Annotated in this window: 14 protein-coding genes; 9 read left to right on the forward strand and 5 right to left on the reverse strand. The window is 42.0% G+C overall.

Annotation, left to right across the window (positions count from 1 at the left end):
• The first annotated feature begins 714 nt into the window (after window positions 1-714).
• The 4 genes from tig to IQ274_RS09805 all read left to right on the forward strand — a co-directional run bounded on the left by tig (window position 715) and on the right by IQ274_RS09805 (window position 5585).
• Window positions 715-2157, forward strand: coding sequence for a trigger factor (tig, locus tag IQ274_RS09790; protein WP_163927738.1), 1443 nt, complete (start codon window positions 715-717; stop codon window positions 2155-2157).
• A 361-nt stretch (window positions 2158-2518) separates the two neighbouring features.
• Complete coding sequence (clpP, locus tag IQ274_RS09795) at window positions 2519-3217, forward strand: ATP-dependent Clp endopeptidase proteolytic subunit ClpP (protein WP_114085546.1); 699 nt, start codon at window positions 2519-2521, stop codon at window positions 3215-3217.
• Window positions 3218-3226: 9 nt separating this feature from the next.
• Window positions 3227-4567, forward strand: a complete 1341-nt coding sequence (gene clpX, locus IQ274_RS09800) for an ATP-dependent protease ATP-binding subunit ClpX (protein ID WP_114085547.1) — start codon at window positions 3227-3229, stop codon at window positions 4565-4567.
• A 97-nt stretch (window positions 4568-4664) separates the two neighbouring features.
• Window positions 4665-5585, forward strand: coding sequence for an alpha/beta fold hydrolase (locus IQ274_RS09805; RefSeq protein WP_194142122.1), 921 nt, complete (start codon window positions 4665-4667; stop codon window positions 5583-5585).
• 14 nt (window positions 5586-5599) lie between these two features.
• Here IQ274_RS09805 and IQ274_RS09810 read toward each other — a convergent pair whose 3' ends face one another.
• Complete coding sequence (locus IQ274_RS09810) at window positions 5600-6796, reverse strand: FAD-dependent monooxygenase (protein WP_194142123.1); 1197 nt, start codon at window positions 6794-6796, stop codon at window positions 5600-5602.
• Between the two features lie 186 nt (window positions 6797-6982).
• Entirely contained in the window at window positions 6983-7966 is a 984-nt protein-coding gene (locus IQ274_RS09815; protein ID WP_114085559.1) for a GntR family transcriptional regulator, read from the reverse strand.
• Between the two features lie 266 nt (window positions 7967-8232).
• Between IQ274_RS09815 and IQ274_RS09820 the strand changes: the two genes are divergently transcribed.
• Window positions 8233-8973 (forward strand): dienelactone hydrolase family protein, encoded by a 741-nt coding sequence (locus tag IQ274_RS09820; protein ID WP_194142124.1) that lies wholly within the window; start codon window positions 8233-8235, stop codon window positions 8971-8973.
• Between the two features lie 114 nt (window positions 8974-9087).
• Window positions 9088-9990 carry a S1 RNA-binding domain-containing protein gene (locus IQ274_RS09825; protein ID WP_163927734.1) on the forward strand — a complete coding sequence of 301 codons (903 nt, stop codon included), beginning with the start codon at window positions 9088-9090 and terminating at the stop codon, window positions 9988-9990.
• Window positions 9991-10408: 418 nt separating this feature from the next.
• On the opposite strand, the gene IQ274_RS09830 is transcribed toward IQ274_RS09825, so the two are convergent.
• Window positions 10409-11335 (reverse strand): GUN4 domain-containing protein, encoded by a 927-nt coding sequence (locus IQ274_RS09830; RefSeq protein WP_163927733.1) that lies wholly within the window; start codon window positions 11333-11335, stop codon window positions 10409-10411.
• 507 nt (window positions 11336-11842) lie between these two features.
• Window positions 11843-12031 carry a hypothetical protein gene (locus IQ274_RS09835; RefSeq protein WP_179071541.1) on the reverse strand — a complete coding sequence of 63 codons (189 nt, stop codon included), beginning with the start codon at window positions 12029-12031 and terminating at the stop codon, window positions 11843-11845.
• A 126-nt stretch (window positions 12032-12157) separates the two neighbouring features.
• On the opposite strand from IQ274_RS09835, the gene IQ274_RS09840 reads away from it, so the two are divergent.
• From IQ274_RS09840 to IQ274_RS09850, 3 genes are all read left to right on the forward strand, one after another.
• A complete protein-coding gene (locus IQ274_RS09840) occupies window positions 12158-12535 on the forward strand; it encodes a hypothetical protein (RefSeq protein WP_194142125.1) in 378 nt (125 codons plus the stop codon).
• Window positions 12536-12707: 172 nt separating this feature from the next.
• Window positions 12708-13583 carry an SDR family oxidoreductase gene (locus IQ274_RS09845; RefSeq protein ID WP_194142126.1) on the forward strand — a complete coding sequence of 292 codons (876 nt, stop codon included), beginning with the start codon at window positions 12708-12710 and terminating at the stop codon, window positions 13581-13583.
• A gap of 91 nt (window positions 13584-13674) precedes the next feature.
• Window positions 13675-15156, forward strand: coding sequence for an HlyD family efflux transporter periplasmic adaptor subunit (locus tag IQ274_RS09850; protein WP_194142127.1), 1482 nt, complete (start codon window positions 13675-13677; stop codon window positions 15154-15156).
• Window positions 15157-15337: 181 nt separating this feature from the next.
• On the opposite strand, the gene IQ274_RS09855 is transcribed toward IQ274_RS09850, so the two are convergent.
• A complete protein-coding gene (locus tag IQ274_RS09855; RefSeq protein ID WP_194142128.1) occupies window positions 15338-17140 on the reverse strand; it encodes a S8 family peptidase in 1803 nt (600 codons plus the stop codon).
• Window positions 17141-17377: the final 237 nt, after the last annotated feature.

Here is a 17377-nt window from a genome sequence, read left to right on the forward strand (position 1 = left end):
AAATGATGTTGCATTTTATAACAACTCGCCATCCAACTTTCAATTCATTTATCTAAACTATATTATAGTATTGTACAACAAAGCGCCATCTAGCAGAAAAATACATACATATATCTGCACTTAGACATTTGACCTGTAAGGTAAATAAACGTCTTGGCTGTAAAGTGAGCTGCCAGCCCGATGAATGTACTATGATGCAAATGGTATAAAATTCGCAACCTCTAAAATCGAGCTATGCGGCTAGGCAGCCTGTTTAATCCCGTACCAAAATATAGCTAGACTCAATGCTATAACTTTGAAGTAATAAACTACTGGCTGAAAATCAGAATATCACGGTCTTAGTCCACCGAATAATGAATTCTTGACTTTCCAGTGCTAAATTCAGACTAACTGAAAATTACGGACTGGGGAATAGGGATAAAAATCTTCCCAATCCGCAATGATTCAGCACTTATTACAAATATTAGGCAAGAAACCCCAGACGTTCTTAGCCCTGGGAGTGTCAATAATTGTTATGACGGTAAATTGTCAAGTCCTTGGCCATTGGCAGTAAACTGGATCTCTGTGCCAGGACACACAATCCATCCTTGGATGTCATAAAGCTTTGTGACAAACTCCCCCTCCTCCCTAAGAGACATCAAGCCATAAACGCGAAAAATTATTGCGTCTTGTGTGTACTCGGAGATTAAAATACCAGAAAACTAGAGACGAAGCATGAAAGTTACCCAGGAAAAACTTCCCGCCAGCCAAATTGGCCTGGAAATAGAGATTACGCCGGAAATTACCAAGCAAACTTACGAACAGGTCATTAAAAACTTAGCGAGTACTGCCAATATTCCTGGGTTTCGTAAAGGCAAGGTACCTCGGCCGATATTACTACAAAGGCTGGGTACAACTCGTATCAAGGCAGCAGCGCTGGAAGAACTAATTCAAGACGGCATTGAGCAAGCAGTTAAACAAGAAGCTATCCCGGCAATCGGTCAGCCGCAATTGCGCTCCTCCTTTGAGGATTTGATTAATAATTATGAACCTGGAAAACCTCTGACGATTTCGGCCGCTGTCGATGTAGAACCAGAAGTAAATCTTGTGCAGTACACTGATTTGCTTTTCCAAGCCGAAGAAGTCAAGTACGATCCAGAACGAGTGGATAGTACCCTTGAGAAGGAACGTCAAGAATTAGCGACATTAATTCCCGTGGAAGGACGTTCGGCCCAAATCGGTGATATTGCCGTAGTCGATTTTAAAGGCTCATTTGCCAAAGCCGAGGGCGAAGACGAAACAGCCGAACTAGAACCTATTCCGGGAGCCGAAGCAACTGATTTTCAAGTTGAGTTGCAGGAAGATAAGTTTATCCCAGGCTTTATATCGGGAATAGTCGGGATGAATCCTGAAGAAACTAGAGAAATTGCGGCTCAGTTCCCAGATCCCTATGCTAATGAGGATTTAGCTGGAAAAGCAGCAACTTTCACCGTGACGCTCAAAGAACTGAAGGAAAAGGAACTACCAGAAATAAATGACGATTTCGCCCAGGAAATCAGTGATTTTGAAACTTTAGAGGAGTTACGCGCTTCTTTGGTAGAGCGATATCAAAAAGAGGCAGATGACAAAACAAAAACAAATAAGCAGGAAGCCTTGTTAACGGAACTGCTTAAGCACGTAGAAGTTGACTTACCACTAACCTTGGTTGAGCAAGAAGTGGATGCAATGCTAACGCAAACAGCAATGCGCCTGTCTCAGCAGGGATTAGATGTGAGGAAATTGTTTACTCAAGATATTATTCCTCAATTGCGGGAGCGATCGCGTACTGAGGCCATCGAACGCATAAAACGTTCTTTGTCCTTGCGGGAAGTCGGTAAACGCGAATCTATTGAGGTAACACCAGAAGAAATCGCAGCCAGGGTCAAAGAACTTTTGGAACAGTACCCAGAAGAAAAAGAGGTTGATGAAGATAGACTGCGCTCAATCGTGGAAAACGAACTATTAACCGAAAAAACCATCGATTGGCTCTTAGAACATTCCTCAGTTGAACTTGTACCCGAAGGCTCCTTGAGTCCCTCTGAGGAAACGGAAGCCGCAGAATCAGATGCTGATGCTGATGTATCTCAAACAGAGGAAGGAAACAGCGAACCTTCTACAACAGAAGTCACAGAAGGATAATAAAAAATCCCAAAGCCATAAGTTCACCAGTCCTGAGTTAAAGTACTGGTGAAATGGGTAAGGTAAGAGAGATAAGGAAGCGGGGGAGCAGGGAGCAGGGAGCAGGGGGAGAAGAACTATGAATTATTGCCCAACGCCCAATTCCCAATTCCCACTGAGATAAAGTCAAAATAATTTAAAGAATTAATGAATTTTTGGCAAATTGTGACACATGTTATGGACTGAGCTTGATACTGTGTTACACGAGAGGAAGTTATATGAGGCATAATGGTTAACACGTAGCTATAAAAATTCCATTCGTCGAAAAGGCAGCATTTGCTGCTGAAACATCTGTCCTAAATTATCGTCACAGAAAGCCTGTATGTTTGTATCGCAGTCGGGAAACTACCCCATCAGCAACCAAAGTCGAATAAACATTAACTCCCAGTTGAACAGCCCTAGCAACATCGTACCGATGGTGGTAGAACAGTCTGGCATGGGAGAAAGGGCTTTCGACATCTACTCCCGCCTGCTGCGAGAGCGGATTATCTTTTTGGGAACGCCAATAGACGATGCCGTAGCCAACTCAATTGTGGCTCAATTGTTATTCCTAGATTCCGAAGACTCAGAGAAAGACATTCAAATGTATGTTAATTCTCCTGGTGGCTCGGTCTACGCAGGGATGGCAATCTATGATACAATACAGCAAATTCGCCCTGATGTTGTTACCATCTGTTTTGGATTAGCCGCGAGTATGGGGGCATTTTTGTTAACAGCAGGGGCTGCCGGTAAGCGAATGTCTCTGCCTGACTCCCGGATTATGATTCACCAACCACTTGGTGGCGCTCAAGGTCAAGCTATTGACATTGAAATTCAAGCCAGAGAAATTCTTTACGTTAAGGCTAAGTTGAATCAGTTAATGGCTCATCATACTGGTCAACCCTTAGAAAGAATTGAAGCAGATACTGAGCGCGACTTTTTCATGTCGGCAGAAGAGGCGAAAAACTACGGTTTGATTGATCAGGTCATTTCCAGGCAAAATCTTCCCACAGCAGGGGAAAACGTCACCATTCTGAAATAAGAGGCTGGTATGTCTAAGTACGACTCCCATTTAAAATGTTCGTTTTGCGGCAAGTCTCAGGAGCAGGTGCGTAAATTAATCGCAGGGCCGGGAGTCTACATCTGCGATGAATGCGTTGACTTGTGTAATGAAATACTAGACGAAGAGTTACTCGATACCAATGGTGCGGCAGCGCAACCCGCACCAAGAGCAGAACCACCTCAAAAACGGCGTACTCAATCTTCTAGTATTTCGTTTAATCAAATACCCAAGCCAAGAGAGATTAAAAAGTATCTAGACGAACACGTTATTGGTCAAGACGAAGCCAAGAAAGTCCTGTCAGTAGCCGTTTACAATCACTACAAGCGGTTGGCAGTTATTCAGTCTAAAGCCAGTGGCAAAGGTGGGGCGGATGATGCTGTAGAACTGCAAAAGTCCAACATTTTGTTAATCGGCCCAACTGGTTGCGGCAAAACTCTCTTAGCGCAAACCTTAGCGAAAATCCTGGATGTACCTTTTGCCGTCGCCGATGCTACGACGCTGACGGAAGCAGGGTATGTGGGAGAAGATGTGGAAAATATTTTGCTGCGACTGTTGCAAGTGGCAGATTTGGATATAGAGGAAGCGCAACGAGGAATTATCTACATTGATGAAATTGACAAAATTGCTCGCAAGAGTGAGAACCCGTCAATTACCCGCGATGTTTCTGGCGAAGGCGTGCAGCAAGCCTTGTTGAAAATGTTAGAGGGAACGATCGCCAATGTACCACCTCAAGGAGGGCGCAAGCATCCCTATCAAGACTGTATCCAAATTGATACAAGTAATATTTTGTTCGTCTGTGGTGGTGCTTTCGTAGGCTTAGAAAAGGTTGTGGATCAGAGAGTTGGCAAAAAAGCAATAGGCTTTGTGCAACCTGGAGAAGGCCAAACGAAAGAAAAACGGGCAGCAGATACTCTCCGCCATTTAGCACCAGATGATTTAGTAAAATTTGGTATGATTCCCGAATTTATTGGGCGCGTGCCAATGGTAGCAGTAGTAGATCCGCTAGATGAAGAAGCGCTAATGGCGATTCTCACCCAGCCACGCAGCGCCTTAGTGAAGCAGTACCAAAAACTGCTGAAGATGGATAATGTCCAGTTAGATTTTAAACCAGATGCTTTACGAGCGATCGCTCAAGAAGCCTACCGCCGTAAAACTGGTGCAAGAGCGCTACGGGGCATTGTCGAAGAACTTATGCTGGATGTAATGTACGAGTTACCGTCCCGTAAGGATGTGACACGTTGTACAGTAACACGGGAGATGGTTGAGAAGCGATCGACTGCGGAACTGATAATCCATCCATCTTCATTACCGAAACCAGAGTCAGCTTAATAGTCATTAGTCATTGGTTATTAGTCAAAAACTAAAGACTAATAACCGTGTAATAAGGGAAAATGACTAATGACAACTGACAAAGGACTAATGACTAATGCCTTATATTAAAGTTCGTGGTGTTGACCATTACTACGAATGGGTGAAAAAACCATCTGGTTCTTTGGTAAAACCGGTGATGGTTTTCATTCATGGTTGGGCTGGTTCAGCTAGGTATTGGCAAAATACCACTAATGCTTTATCGGAGCAATTTGATTGCTTACTCTACGATATGCGGGGATTTGGCCGTTCTGGTGGGAAGCCAACCATAGCCGAAGCAAGTGAAGCTGTTGCCGAATCTGAGTCCCTCAAAGAAGAATCACAGGCAATCAAAAACTTAACCTATGAATTAGAGGAATATGCTGATGATTTGGCAGCTTTGTTAGATGGGTTGCATCTTCAGCGTGTCTATATCAATGCTCACTCGATGGGCGCTTCTGTTGCGACTTTATTTTTTAACCGCTACCCCCAACGAGTGGAACGAGGAATTTTAACCTGTAGCGGCATTTTTGAGTACGACGAAAAATCTTTTAGTGCCTTTCATAAATTCGGTGGCTATGTAGTGAAATTCCGTCCCAAATGGTTAAGTAAAATTCCATTTGTTGACCGGATGTTTATGGCGAGATTTTTATATAGTTCAATACCACATTCTGAACGCCAAGCTTTTTTACAAGATTTTCTCGAAGCAGATTACGATGCGGCTTTGGGTACAATTTTTACTTCCGTTAGTAAGGCACAATCTGAAGTGATGCCGCTTGAGTTTGCCAAGTTGACAGTGCCAACTCTGCTCATAGCCGGAGAGTATGACAAAATTATCCCAGCCGAGATGGGGCGTAAAGCAGCTGCACTAAATGACAAAGTTAAGTTTGTGATGATTCCTAACACAGCACATTTCCCAATGTTGGAAGATGCTCCAACTTATATGCAAGTGGTGCAAGAGTTTTTGCAAATTAATATCCCACAACCACAAGCCAAATAACTGATGGCGGTTTTTTAGACAGTTAAGTGTACCTGTGTGATACCTTGACGCATTTTATATTGTCGCTTTAACCAAGACTTTTTAATTATTTTACGGAGAAAGGGAGGAAGTTGACTTAACAGCGATCGCAGCAGTGCATTTTTTCGCAGTAGTTCGCCTTGTTTAGCTTCCTCTAACTGGAGTTGCTGGGCGCGGATAATTTCTGGCTCACGTTCTGCTTGGATGCGCGATAGTGCCATATCAATGTCCTGGTGTTCGGCTTGTTTGTGCAACAACGGCATAAGGTGATTAGCAGCGACAATCACATCACGCAATGCTAGATTAATTCCTTGAGCGCGGACAGGAGACATTGGATGTGCAGCGTCACCCATAAGCAATACTCCTGGTGCGTGCCATTGTGGACAATAACCAACTACAACAGAAAGCCGAATGGGGGATTCAATGGTGTCTGCATGATTACGGAAATGCTCTGCTAGCCATGAGGGTGATAGTGAAGCAAAAGTCTCTGCCCAGTTAGCTTGCTTGAAGTCATTGTTTTCGGTTGCGGACATCACCCAAGCTAGATGCAGTTTACCTGATTCTGCTCCATGAAAGATGGTAAATACGCGATCGCCATTTACAATAGTACGAAATACATTGTCGGCTGCAAACTCAGGACTGGCGGCAAGTTTAAACCAGAGAATATCAATATTTTTGGGCTGGCGTATTAATTCCAATCCTATACGTTGCCGTACAAGAGAATTTCTACCATCTGCCCCAATCACTAGGTCAGCAGCAAATTCTCTCCCATCGCTCAATACTACACCTGCGACACGTTGATTACTCCAACGTAAATCTTTGACTAGAACACCTTGGATAAATTCAAACCCATTATTGGTTTGAGCTTGCGAAATCAGTGCATTAAGTAGCGGTGGTTGTGAAACCAGTGTACAAGGTTGGCTTGCCCCCATTGGTTCATCAACTCGAAACAATTGCTTGTCCCCCAGAATGAATTCCCATGCGTCGAGTTGTCGATGGGGAATATCCTCCAACAACGCGGATAAGCCCATTTGCTCTAGTGCATCTAACCCACTGGGCATTAATCCTTCACCGCGAAAAACACGATGAAAGTCTTTTGCTGCTTCAATTAAGGTTACAGCAATACCACGTTGTGTAAGGAGCAGGGCAAGGGTTACACCTGTTGGGCCTGCGCCTACAATCACAATCTGCACTACCTTAGCCCTCCTGTATTAGTCGTTCTCAAAGATGTTGGTCGAATTATCTTGATATTAATTACGGAATAGGGAACCAACCACAGAGGCAAGGCAGCGCGGTCTTGGGGGTTTCCCCCATGAGCGACTGCCGCGCAGAGGGCACAGAGAAATGAGAGTTTAAGAGATATTTTGGTTAGGTCGTAATTAACTCAAACCCAATTCTCGTTTTAGCAAGTTAATCGAGTTAGTGCCGATATAATTTTCAACCTTAATCAGCTTCGGTGGACGAATAATATCTTCATCAGATGCTTGTACGGCTGCTTGCACTGCTGCAAAACTGGCTTGATCGCTGATGATGACCTCAGCCCGTTTAACCATAGCCTGAAGTTTATAGGCATCTTTTGGTTGCGAAGTCATCACTAGTAGTTCATCTCCCCGCAGACCGTGGAGGATGACTTCTGCTGCTCGTGCAATCCCGGAACTGAGGCTAACTATACCTACACAGTTTTCTTTTGGTAGGGTTTTCAAGAGGCTGAGTTCTTTGCTGTAGTCGTAGATATCCAGAGGAATTACCCGTGCAGCTTTAGGGGCTGCGATCGCTTCCACATTACTGATAAAATACCGACTTGTGACTACTGTCGCAGAGGTAGTTTTATCTAACACTGCTGTTAATTCTTCCATTGCTACCAACTGGACTGGGATTTTTAGCGATCGCTCTAGTTCATAGACCATCAATTCACCAGCACCCATGTCATAGGATGGAACTGCAACCAGTACCCGCGCACTACAACGCAAGCGCCAGTCGATTTCCGCTAAAAATAGCTCTCTGGCTTGATTGAGCGAACATCCTTGAGAGAGCAGATCGTCAAGTGCTTGCTGGACAACTTGATATGCGTCAGGATTTTGTTTGAGAATTGGTGATTGTAGCCGACTACCGCCCTCATGACCTTGGGCACGAACATAAATTCCCGAACCAGCCATACTTTCAACAAATCCATCTTCCTCCAGTTGACGGTAAACTTTGCTAATGGTATTGCGGTGCAATCCAGTTTGCATTGCCAGCGCCCGTGTGCTTGGCAATTTGTACGCTGGGGGATATTGCCGCGAAGCGATCGCAAAGCGGATTTGATTAAACAGCTGGGTTGATGCGGGAATTTCGCTGTCTGGCTGAATACGGAATTGAATCACCACCAAACCTCCTGAATACTAAGTGCTGAGTGATAAGTGCTGAGTTTTGGGTATTAAGTGTTACTTCTATACATAGCACTCCTTTATTGACCAGCTGTATTTGCTACATATCAAAATATTTGATTTACAAATAAAATTTTTCTGGTAGAAATTTTTAATGCGCTCACTATGGTATCTGGTAATTCTATTGGAAATAACCTCGGCATACTGGCATAGTTATATCAAACAAACACACCGTTAATCACATAACACGGGTAAAAATTATTATGGCAGAGCAAGCAATAATTACCACAACGGTTAATCTTTTGCAAGATAATATTCAAGTGTCAGCATATCTGGCAGAACCAAAAGAACCTGGATCTTACCCAGGAATCGTGGTGTTACAAGAGATTTTTGGTGTCAACGTTCACATTCGGGATGTTACAGAACGGATTGCCAAACTTGGGTATATAGCGATCGCACCTGCACTTTTTCAACGCACTGCTCCTGGCTTTGAAACCGGATACACGCCTGAAGATATTGAAACGGGCAGAGGCTATGCCATGCAAACTCAAGCATCAGAGTTATTGAGCGATATTCAGTTAGCAATTGACTACCTCAAAAATCTGCCTCAAGTCAAAAAAGATAGTTTTGGTTGTATTGGCTTTTGCTTTGGCGGTCATGTCGCATATCTTGCAGCCACTTTACCAGATATTAAAGCTACAGCTTCCTTTTATGGTGCTGGAATTACCACCCGCACGCCAGGAGGTGGTCCTCCCACTGTTACCCGCACCAGAGAGATTCCAGGCACTCTCTATGCCTTCTTTGGTACGGAAGATGCTAGCATCCCACCCGAACAAGTAGATGAGATTGAAGCAGAGTTAGAAAAATATAAAATTCCTCATCGTGTGTTTCGCTACGATGGAGCTGATCACGGATTTTTCTGTGACCTTCGTGCCAGTTATAATCCTAAAGCTGCTGCTGATGCTTGGGAGCAAGCCAAACAGCTCTTTAGTCAACTGAATTAGTCATTAGTCATTAGTAATGATAAAGGACAACTGACAAATGACAAATGACAAGTGACTAATGACAATCAAAACTCCAGTTGCACCATCTCAAATAACAATTAATCTTCAAAAGTCATGAATTCCGAATCGAAACTTTCTCAAACAGCCAATTCGTCATTTACGATGGACGATTTTGCCAAAGCGCTAGAAAAACACGACTACCAGTTTCAAAAAGGACAGGTTGTACATGGCAAAGTGTTCCAACTTGACCATGATGGAGCTTATGTGGATATTGGTGGCAAGTCGTCAGCTTTTCTACCGCGCGATGAGGCTTCTTTGAGAGCAGTTACCGATTTATCGGAAGTGCTGCCATTGCAAGAGGAAATGCAGTTTTTGATTATCCGAGATCAGGATGCAGAAGGTCAAGTCACCCTTTCTCGAAAGCAGTTGGAAATTCAGCACATCTGGGAACGATTGGCTGAAATGCAGGAAAATGCTCAGACTGTGCAAGTAAAGGTTATGGGCGTTAATAAAGGTGGTGTCACCGTCGATATTCTCTCCTTGCGGGGATTTATTCCGCGATCGCACCTGGCAGAGCGTGATAACTTAGACGCACTCAAAGGTCAAAATCTGACTGTGGGCTTTTTGGAAATTAATAAAAACACCAACAAACTCATCCTTTCTCAGCGATTAGCAACTCGTTCTAGCAACTTCAGCTTATTAGAACTAGGTCAACTGGTGGAAGGTAAAGTTACTGGCATCAAACCTTTTGGTGTGTTTGTCGATTTAAATGGTATGGGGGCTTTGCTTCATATCAAACAGGTAAGCCAAAAATTCATTGACTCATTAGAAAAGGTATTTAAAGTTGGTCAGCCAATTAAAGCTGTAATTATTGACTTGGATGAGGGTAAAGGGCGGGTTGCTCTTTCTACCAGAGTTTTGGAAAACTTCCCTGGCGAAGTTTTAGAGAATATGGATGAGGTGATGGCTTCGGCTGAGGCGCGTGCTAATAGAGCTAATAACAAACCTGCTGAATAGTTTTGAAGTGGAGTGTTTGCACAAAGGGTTTAAATATCCATGTGAAACAATTTTGAATTGTCAATACTCCCCCTGCATCTACAAAGATATAGGGGGATTTTAAATTAGGAAAACTTTTAATTACGAATTGTTTATGACTAAATACGGTTCAGAAATGCGATAAATCGCTGTCTCTACAAGTGTTTTGGTCTTAAATGAAGATTAAAGGTAAGCGGAAAAAGTCACCGGGACAGTTGAGTTTACCTTAGGACAAGCAGAGGGTGTCAGAAAGTACTGGAGTGCAGGAGGTAGCAGAAAAGTTTATTCAAGCTAATTGCTATCAACCGCCAGTGCCAGGTATCGGATCTCTGAAATGTTGATTAACTCGTAGAAAACAACCTTATTACAAATATTTATAAAAGTCTGAAGTGCTTATATGTTAGACTTCACAATTCTTGATGCGAAAAAAGAATATTTCAGTATAGCTTGTTAACCGACTGCCATCGAGAGGCAAGTCCCACCTTAAGGTGAATGGGAGGTTTCCCTCTGATGCTGAAGTGTCGCCTAAAACATCCATATTCTCTGTCGAGTTTCCTTTCACTTTCCACCCTACGCGATCGCCAAATTTTCCCCATGCTTCTTCATCATATTCACCGTCAGCCTTCCCACCACATTCGAGATAAATTTTCTTCTGAACGCTGAAGCCAAAGCGCCCATTGCTATGTTGTATCCAAAGTTGGTCAATGGTGCGTAAGTCAGTACAGGGAAAATTCTTGATGGATTCAGTATCAAACCAGCCTTCCTCTTCCCTGCTAGATGCCTTGAGCATGACAGCTAAAGTTTCCTCATCCGCTTCTTTCCACTTGCCTGCTGCTAGCAAATCTCGCAATCGCGTGTAGTTTACTCCCTTCTCAGAACTGAGATAATCAACTTGAATTACTTGCTGTAGCTTTGGTTTTCGTCCAGTAATACCCCAAATTAAGTTCTCCATAGCCTCAATATCTGTCCGAAAGTCAACCCAGGTATTAACTCTAAGAAAAATTGGGAGTTTAGGCTGCTGTGGTGTATTCCCAAGCAAAACAGGAATCACAGGACAGCCTCTCTCTACAAATTCGTTTAAAAAAGCTCTCATCTCTTGACTTTGCCAGGGGCCAAGTCCACTGCTACCTACAAAAACTGCTGCTGATTTAATGTTTTCTATTTGTTCTTCTAGTAAAGACTGCCATGCTAAACCAGGACGAAGTTCCCACTTATCTAGCCAAGGTTTAATTCCTTGTCTTGTTAATTCATTCGCAATTTCTATAACTTCAGGCTTGTCTTTGCTATTGTGGCAAAGGAAGACATCAAACTGATCTTCGTCACTCATCTATAAGTCTCCTCACATCCACTTCTTTATATCGGCAATAATTGCTAACACATTATACTTACTGCTTTAAATCCTTCTTCAACGATTCTAACTCAGCTAAATACTGCGAGTTTTTGCCTAAAAAATAACTCTAATGTAGGTTGGGTTTCACTCCGTTCAACCCAACCTACAAATCTTCTTAACATAATTACTTAAGTTACGTCGAATTTAATAAGCAAAATGACATTTGACTTACTCAAAAGAAGCTTTTACTTTCTCAAACCCCAGTTTGCTTTCTCATTTCAGTGTTTTCCACAAGCAAAAGCAGCTTTTACTTTCTCAAACCCCAGTTTGCTTTCTCATTTTGGTGTTTTCCGCAAGCAAAAGCAGCTTTTACTTTCTCAAACCCCGGTTTGCTTTCTAATTTCGGTGTTTTCCGCAAGCAAAAGAAGCTTTTACTTTCTCAATATGCTTGATTGCTGATTCATTGCAGTAATTCACGCACTCGTGACAACTATTCCTTTGAGATTACTTTTCTCTATCTTTATCTAATGCTTCCTGGATAGCACGACGGCAAAATTCTGGAGGATCATCTTTGGTAGATAGTTCTTCCTTCATAGTTTTGGTAATGCGTAGGTTAATTCTTTCTGTTAATGATTCTTCTCTATTTGATTTAATTGGTTGTAAATTTTGTGGGTTCCCTTTAGGATTAGGCATTATTGAGAAATATAAACAAGCTTGATTTACTTGGTGCCAAAACAATAGATTTTTTTTAGTGGTTGTGACAACTTGCCGGAAGTACAACCACCAATATCCAATTCAAAAAATGGACACTACTATTTTATGTTCACGCGTTCCGAACTTGAAATCAAGACTATTAAAGAATTACGCGATTTGTGTCGAAGATACGGTGTAAAACCTACCGGGAATGCAGGATACAAAACCTCGTACATCGTAACTCTGATGGCATTTCCACTTTTAGCGCTCCAACAAATGAAGCTAGGTAAAGGGTTAAAATCTCCTAACTTTAACGCTATCCAGGTAATCAGCTCCGCTATTGAGGAGATGAATTCACCCACAGACGAACAAACAGCACTGATTCGGATAACTTTGGAAGGCAGAAAAATGAGCTATCCTGACCGATATCAGCAAGAGAATCTGCTGAACTTGCACAAGGCTAAGATGTCAATTGAACAAGCTATCGACTTCTTGAGCCAGTAAAACTAATCCCATTACCCCATCCCCTGCATCAACAAAGATGTGGGGGATAATTTTTTGAGATTAAGATAAATAAGGTGTGACCAATTGGCTTAGTTGGCGTGAGGATATCTTGAGCATATATCGAGCATTTTGACAACTATAAACGCTACAACTATTCAATTTAGGTATTTATATGTTTCTAGTAACTGGAGCAACGGGAGGAATTGGTCGCAGAGTTGTGCGACTGCTACGGCAACGAGAACAGTCTGTGCGGGCATTTGTCCGCCTTACCTCGCGCTACAGCGAGTTAGAACACCGGGGTGCAGAAATCTTTATCGGTGATTTACTGCGGGAAAAAGATATTCAAAAAGCTACTCAGGGTGTCAAGTATATTATCAGCGCTCACGGTTCTGATAGCGATGCCCTATCTTTAGATTACCGCGCCAATATTGAACTGATTGACCAAGCAAAAGCCAATGGCGTAGAGCATTTTGTCTTCATTTCGGTATTGGGAGCCGATCGTGGATATGAAGACGCGCCTGTGTTCAAAGCCAAACGAGCCGTAGAGCGATATTTGTCAGCTAGTGGCTTGAATTACACAATTTTACGCCCATCTGGATTAGCATCTAACTTGCTGCCACTGGTAGAACGATTTCGGGAAACGGGATTGTATCTGCTGATTGGCGATCGCAAAAACCGTAGCTCAATTGTCAGTACCGATGATTTGGCAAGGATAATAGTCGATTCTGTGAGTGTTGCAGGCGCTCGTAACCAGATTTTACCAGTGGGAGGCCCGGAGATTTTATTACGAGAAGATATTCCCCGGATTTTTGGTCGGATTTTCGCCAAAGAGCCAGTAATAATTAATTCACCACTATTTTTTATTGATGGATTACAAGGTGCATTGGGTTTATTTAATCCCCAAGTCCAAAAAGCTTTGGGAACTTATCGCACATTGCTAGCAAATGAATTTTTCTGTACAAAAGATGAAATTGCCAATTTAGAAGCGATTTTTAACTTCCAATTGGAGACATTAGAAAACTTTTTGCGGCGTTATCTAACAGTTTGAATTAAACACAAGTCATTAGTCATTGCTCATTAGTGAATAACCTAGAACAAATGACAAATGACTAATGACAAATAACAAAGGATAAGAATATATGGTAAATGCTGCTCAAGCACGTCAGACAAAAGAGCGATTCGCCCAACCAGAGGAACAACTCACTTATGAATTGGGGAAGGCGGTACAGGAATTACCACCCCTGTACACGAGATTATTAGCGGGAACGATGAGCGCAATTGTATTTGGAGCGATCGCTTGGGCGTACTTCTCGCAAATAGATGAAGTAGCAACAGCACCAGGAGAATTAATTGCTTCTACACAGGTTAGGCCAGTGACATCCTTGGGTGGGGGGTCAATCGTCGGTGTGAAAGTTCAAGAAGGCGATCGCGTCACCAAAGGTCAAATTCTGATTCAAAAAGACCCTGACTTACAAATAACTGATGTTTCCCGCCTAGCCAAATCAACTAGATTGATTCAAGACGATTTGCAACGTTTGGATGCAGAACGTATTGGAGGCAAAACAACTGGGACAAAACTACAAGATGAACTTTTAAATTCCCGCTTGCAAGACTACCAAGCACGTCAAGCAGGAGCAGAAGCAGAAGCAAATCGCCAAATAGCACTCATCAATCAAGCCAAAGTCCGGTTGACTCGATTGCAAGAGAACTTAGCTAATGCCAAAAGCAGCTTTGCTAATGCCAAAACCAACCTTGCCAACGCAGACAGCATCCGAATTAAAATTGAAAGTAATTTGGCACTTGCACAAGAAAGGGAAAAAAGCTTACGCACCCTAATTACTACTGGTGCTGTACCTCGTGTCGATTACTTGGATGCTCAAGAAAGATTGACTCGTGCAAAGACAGAAATTACCAGATCGCAAGATGAAGTGACTAACGCCCAGAATAGAATAACAGAGGCTCAAGATAAAGTCACATCATTAGAAAAAGATATTGCTGCCCAAGCCCAAGAAATTCGCCAAGCAGAACAAGCTTACAACGCTGCCCGCAGTCAGGCCCAGCGCATCGCATCAGAACGCCAAAGTGAAATATTGACACAGTTCAACAAACGTAAAGAAGAACTGACAACTGTTCAAGGTCAATTAGAACAGGCGAGGAAGCAGCAAGCTTTAGAAACGATTGAGGCTCCCGTAGCAGGTACGATTTACAGAGTCAAAGCCACCAAGGGGCCAGTCCAATCTGGTGAAGAATTGCTGTCAATTTTGCCAGAAGGGGAAGAAATGCTTCTAGAGGTGAAAGTTCTTAACCGGGATATTGGGTTTATTCGTCAAGGAATGAAGGCAAAAGTGAAAATGGCGACTTTCCCCTTCCAGGAATTTGGGATTGTGGAGGGCGAAGTTATGCAAGTCAGTCCAAATGCAATTATTGATAAAGAATTGGGCTTAGTTTTTCCTACAAGAATTAAGCTAAATAAACATTCAGTTAATGTACGTGGTCAAGAGGTAGAATTTACACCAGGGATGTCTGCTACAGGTGAAATTGTCACTCGTAAAAAGTCAATTTTGACATTTATTACTGAGCCTGTAACGCGGCGGTTCAATGAAGCATTTTCTGTTAGGTAGATTGATAGCCTCTCTTGTTCTTATAGCTATTTCAAAAGTAATGCCTACGCATTCCACAAACCACACCTAAAACGTAAGGGTTTAGCAATGCTAAACCCCTAAATTCATTTGTAACAGACAAGCAGTTTGGCTTATTTTCTAACCGAACAGTATTTGACTGAACTACAAATCGCTATAATTTTTAGGCGATACCTAAGAATTTTTTATACTGTTCTATTTGTTTTTGCATTCCCTCTAGTAGTTTCCAAAAATCAAGATTATTCTCATTTTTATTATCATCATTGCTATCCGTATTCATCCCTATAATAGTCTGACCAATCAGAGAACCGACACTAGAATTATTCAAACTAGCAATAGTCTCTGGTGTGAGATATTTTGCTGTTTCTGTAACAGTCTGACCAATTAGAGAACCGACATCGGAATTATTCAAACTAGCAATAGTCTCTGGTGTGAGATATTTTGCCGTTTCTGTAATAGTCTGACCGATTAGAGAAGCGACATCAGAATTGTTAAGATTAGTAATATTGTCTGGTGTGAGATATTTTGCTGTTTTTGTAATAGTCTGACCGATTAGAGAAGTGACATCGGAATTATTAAAACTAGCAATAGTCTCTGGTGTGAGATAATTTTTGGTTTGTGCATCGATATGTAGCAGGTTGTCGCCAGACATCACTTGCTTTGCCAGAGAACTGACATTAGAAATATTTAAACTAGAGGTTGTAATTTGTGAACTATTTGTTGCTGTGTCTGCGTAGCCCGTCGTAGACATCAGTTGCTTTGCCAGAGAATTAACATTAGAAATATTTAAACTAGAGTTTGTACTTTGTGTGCTGTTTTCTGATGTTTCTGCCACAATCTGACGTACTTGGGCATCAGTCAGGCTGGGGTTAGCACTAAGCATCAGGGCAACTACACCAGCCACATGGGGAGCAGCCATAGATGTGCCGCTATAAGTGGCATACTGATTATTCGGAACTGATGAATAAACCTTGACTCCTGGAGCTGTGACATAAGAGATTTGATTTGTTCCAGAGCGGTTAGAAAAATCAGCCATATTATTATTTTTGTCTACTGCCCCAACAGCAATTCCCGATTTGGAGGCATAGCGGGCGGGATAGTCTGGTTCTGATTCACCATCATTACCTGCTGCCATGACAACAATCACTCCTTTGCTACTGGCATAGTTAATGGCTGACTCCAGAGTCCGATTGGAAGATGTGCCTCCTAAACTGAGGTTAATCACATTAGCTCCATTATCCACAGCGTAGCGAATACCCTTAGATATCGAGCTATAGGAACCAGAGCCAGACTCATTTAAAACTTTGACAGGCATAATCTTGGCATTGTATGCAATACCAGTGACACCGTAGTTATTATTTTCTCCTGCGATCGTGCCAGAAACATGAGTACCGTGACCATTGTTATCTAGCGTGTTGTTGTTTTTATCCGCAAAGTTCCAGCCGTAATTATCATCAATATAGCCATTGCCATCATCATCTATACCGTTACCTGCAATTTCCTTAGTATTCGTCCAGATATTATTTTTTAAATCCTCGTGGTTATAGTCAACCCCAGTATCTATAACAGCGACAACAACGCCTTTACCTGTGTATCCTTGTGCCCAAACTTCTGGTGCTTTAACAAAGTCTGCTCCCCAATTATTACCACCAAGATCGGGAACATCAGCGAAGGTATTCTGATTAGTAGCTTTAGCCACTGCTGCTGCTGCATTAATTAAGCCATAGCCATTGGTAGAGTTATAACTTTGCGTGGTAAAAGTATGAGTAGTAGCATTACTGCTATTTTTGTAGTTACTATTATTTAGTAACTGCACATGAGAATTGGCTGAGTTGTAGCTACTACGTCCACTTAGATTGAGGCTGATGTCATTCTTAGTATTAAATGTATCTAATGAAGAGATTGAATTAAAATTTAAGCTTTTATTAGTAGAAAATAAATTGTTATTAGTATTATCATTGAGCATAATTGTTTTTTCTCAAAAATAGAAATGCTTTTTAACAGCTAAAATCATTAGAATTTTTGTTAAACAAAATTTCTAACATGTGAATAAGCCGTATTACTAATAATTACTATGAAATTTAATAATAAAATGCTAATTCTATTACCAAAAAAATATTATGAGAATCATGCTTTTTTTGAAGAGCTATTTAGAATACGCTTAATTATAAAAAAAGCGGCAGAATGAGTGGCATTTGCTGCT

The organism is Nostoc sp. LEGE 12447 (genome assembly GCF_015206985.1).
In the GTDB taxonomy this organism is placed as follows: domain Bacteria; phylum Cyanobacteriota; class Cyanobacteriia; order Cyanobacteriales; family Nostocaceae; genus Nostoc.

What these genes read in the sequence shown, in the direction of transcription:
- tig (WP_163927738.1), top strand. Translation starts at nt 715, where the DNA reads ATGAAAGTTACCCAGGAAAAACTTCCCGCCAGCCAAATTGGCCTGGAA.
- clpP (WP_114085546.1), top strand. Translation starts at nt 2,519, where the DNA reads ATGTTTGTATCGCAGTCGGGAAACTACCCCATCAGCAACCAAAGTCGA.
- clpX (WP_114085547.1), top strand. Translation starts at nt 3,227, where the DNA reads ATGTCTAAGTACGACTCCCATTTAAAATGTTCGTTTTGCGGCAAGTCT.
- IQ274_RS09805 (WP_194142122.1), top strand. Translation starts at nt 4,665, where the DNA reads ATGCCTTATATTAAAGTTCGTGGTGTTGACCATTACTACGAATGGGTG.
- IQ274_RS09820 (WP_194142124.1), top strand. Translation starts at nt 8,233, where the DNA reads ATGGCAGAGCAAGCAATAATTACCACAACGGTTAATCTTTTGCAAGAT.
- IQ274_RS09825 (WP_163927734.1), top strand. Translation starts at nt 9,088, where the DNA reads ATGAATTCCGAATCGAAACTTTCTCAAACAGCCAATTCGTCATTTACG.
- IQ274_RS09830 (WP_163927733.1), bottom strand. Translation starts at nt 11,335, where the DNA reads ATGAGTGACGAAGATCAGTTTGATGTCTTCCTTTGCCACAATAGCAAA.
- IQ274_RS09835 (WP_179071541.1), bottom strand. Translation starts at nt 12,031, where the DNA reads ATGCCTAATCCTAAAGGGAACCCACAAAATTTACAACCAATTAAATCA.
- IQ274_RS09840 (WP_194142125.1), top strand. Translation starts at nt 12,158, where the DNA reads ATGTTCACGCGTTCCGAACTTGAAATCAAGACTATTAAAGAATTACGC.
- IQ274_RS09845 (WP_194142126.1), top strand. Translation starts at nt 12,708, where the DNA reads ATGTTTCTAGTAACTGGAGCAACGGGAGGAATTGGTCGCAGAGTTGTG.
- IQ274_RS09850 (WP_194142127.1), top strand. Translation starts at nt 13,675, where the DNA reads ATGGTAAATGCTGCTCAAGCACGTCAGACAAAAGAGCGATTCGCCCAA.
- IQ274_RS09855 (WP_194142128.1), bottom strand. Translation starts at nt 17,140, where the DNA reads ATGCTCAATGATAATACTAATAACAATTTATTTTCTACTAATAAAAGC.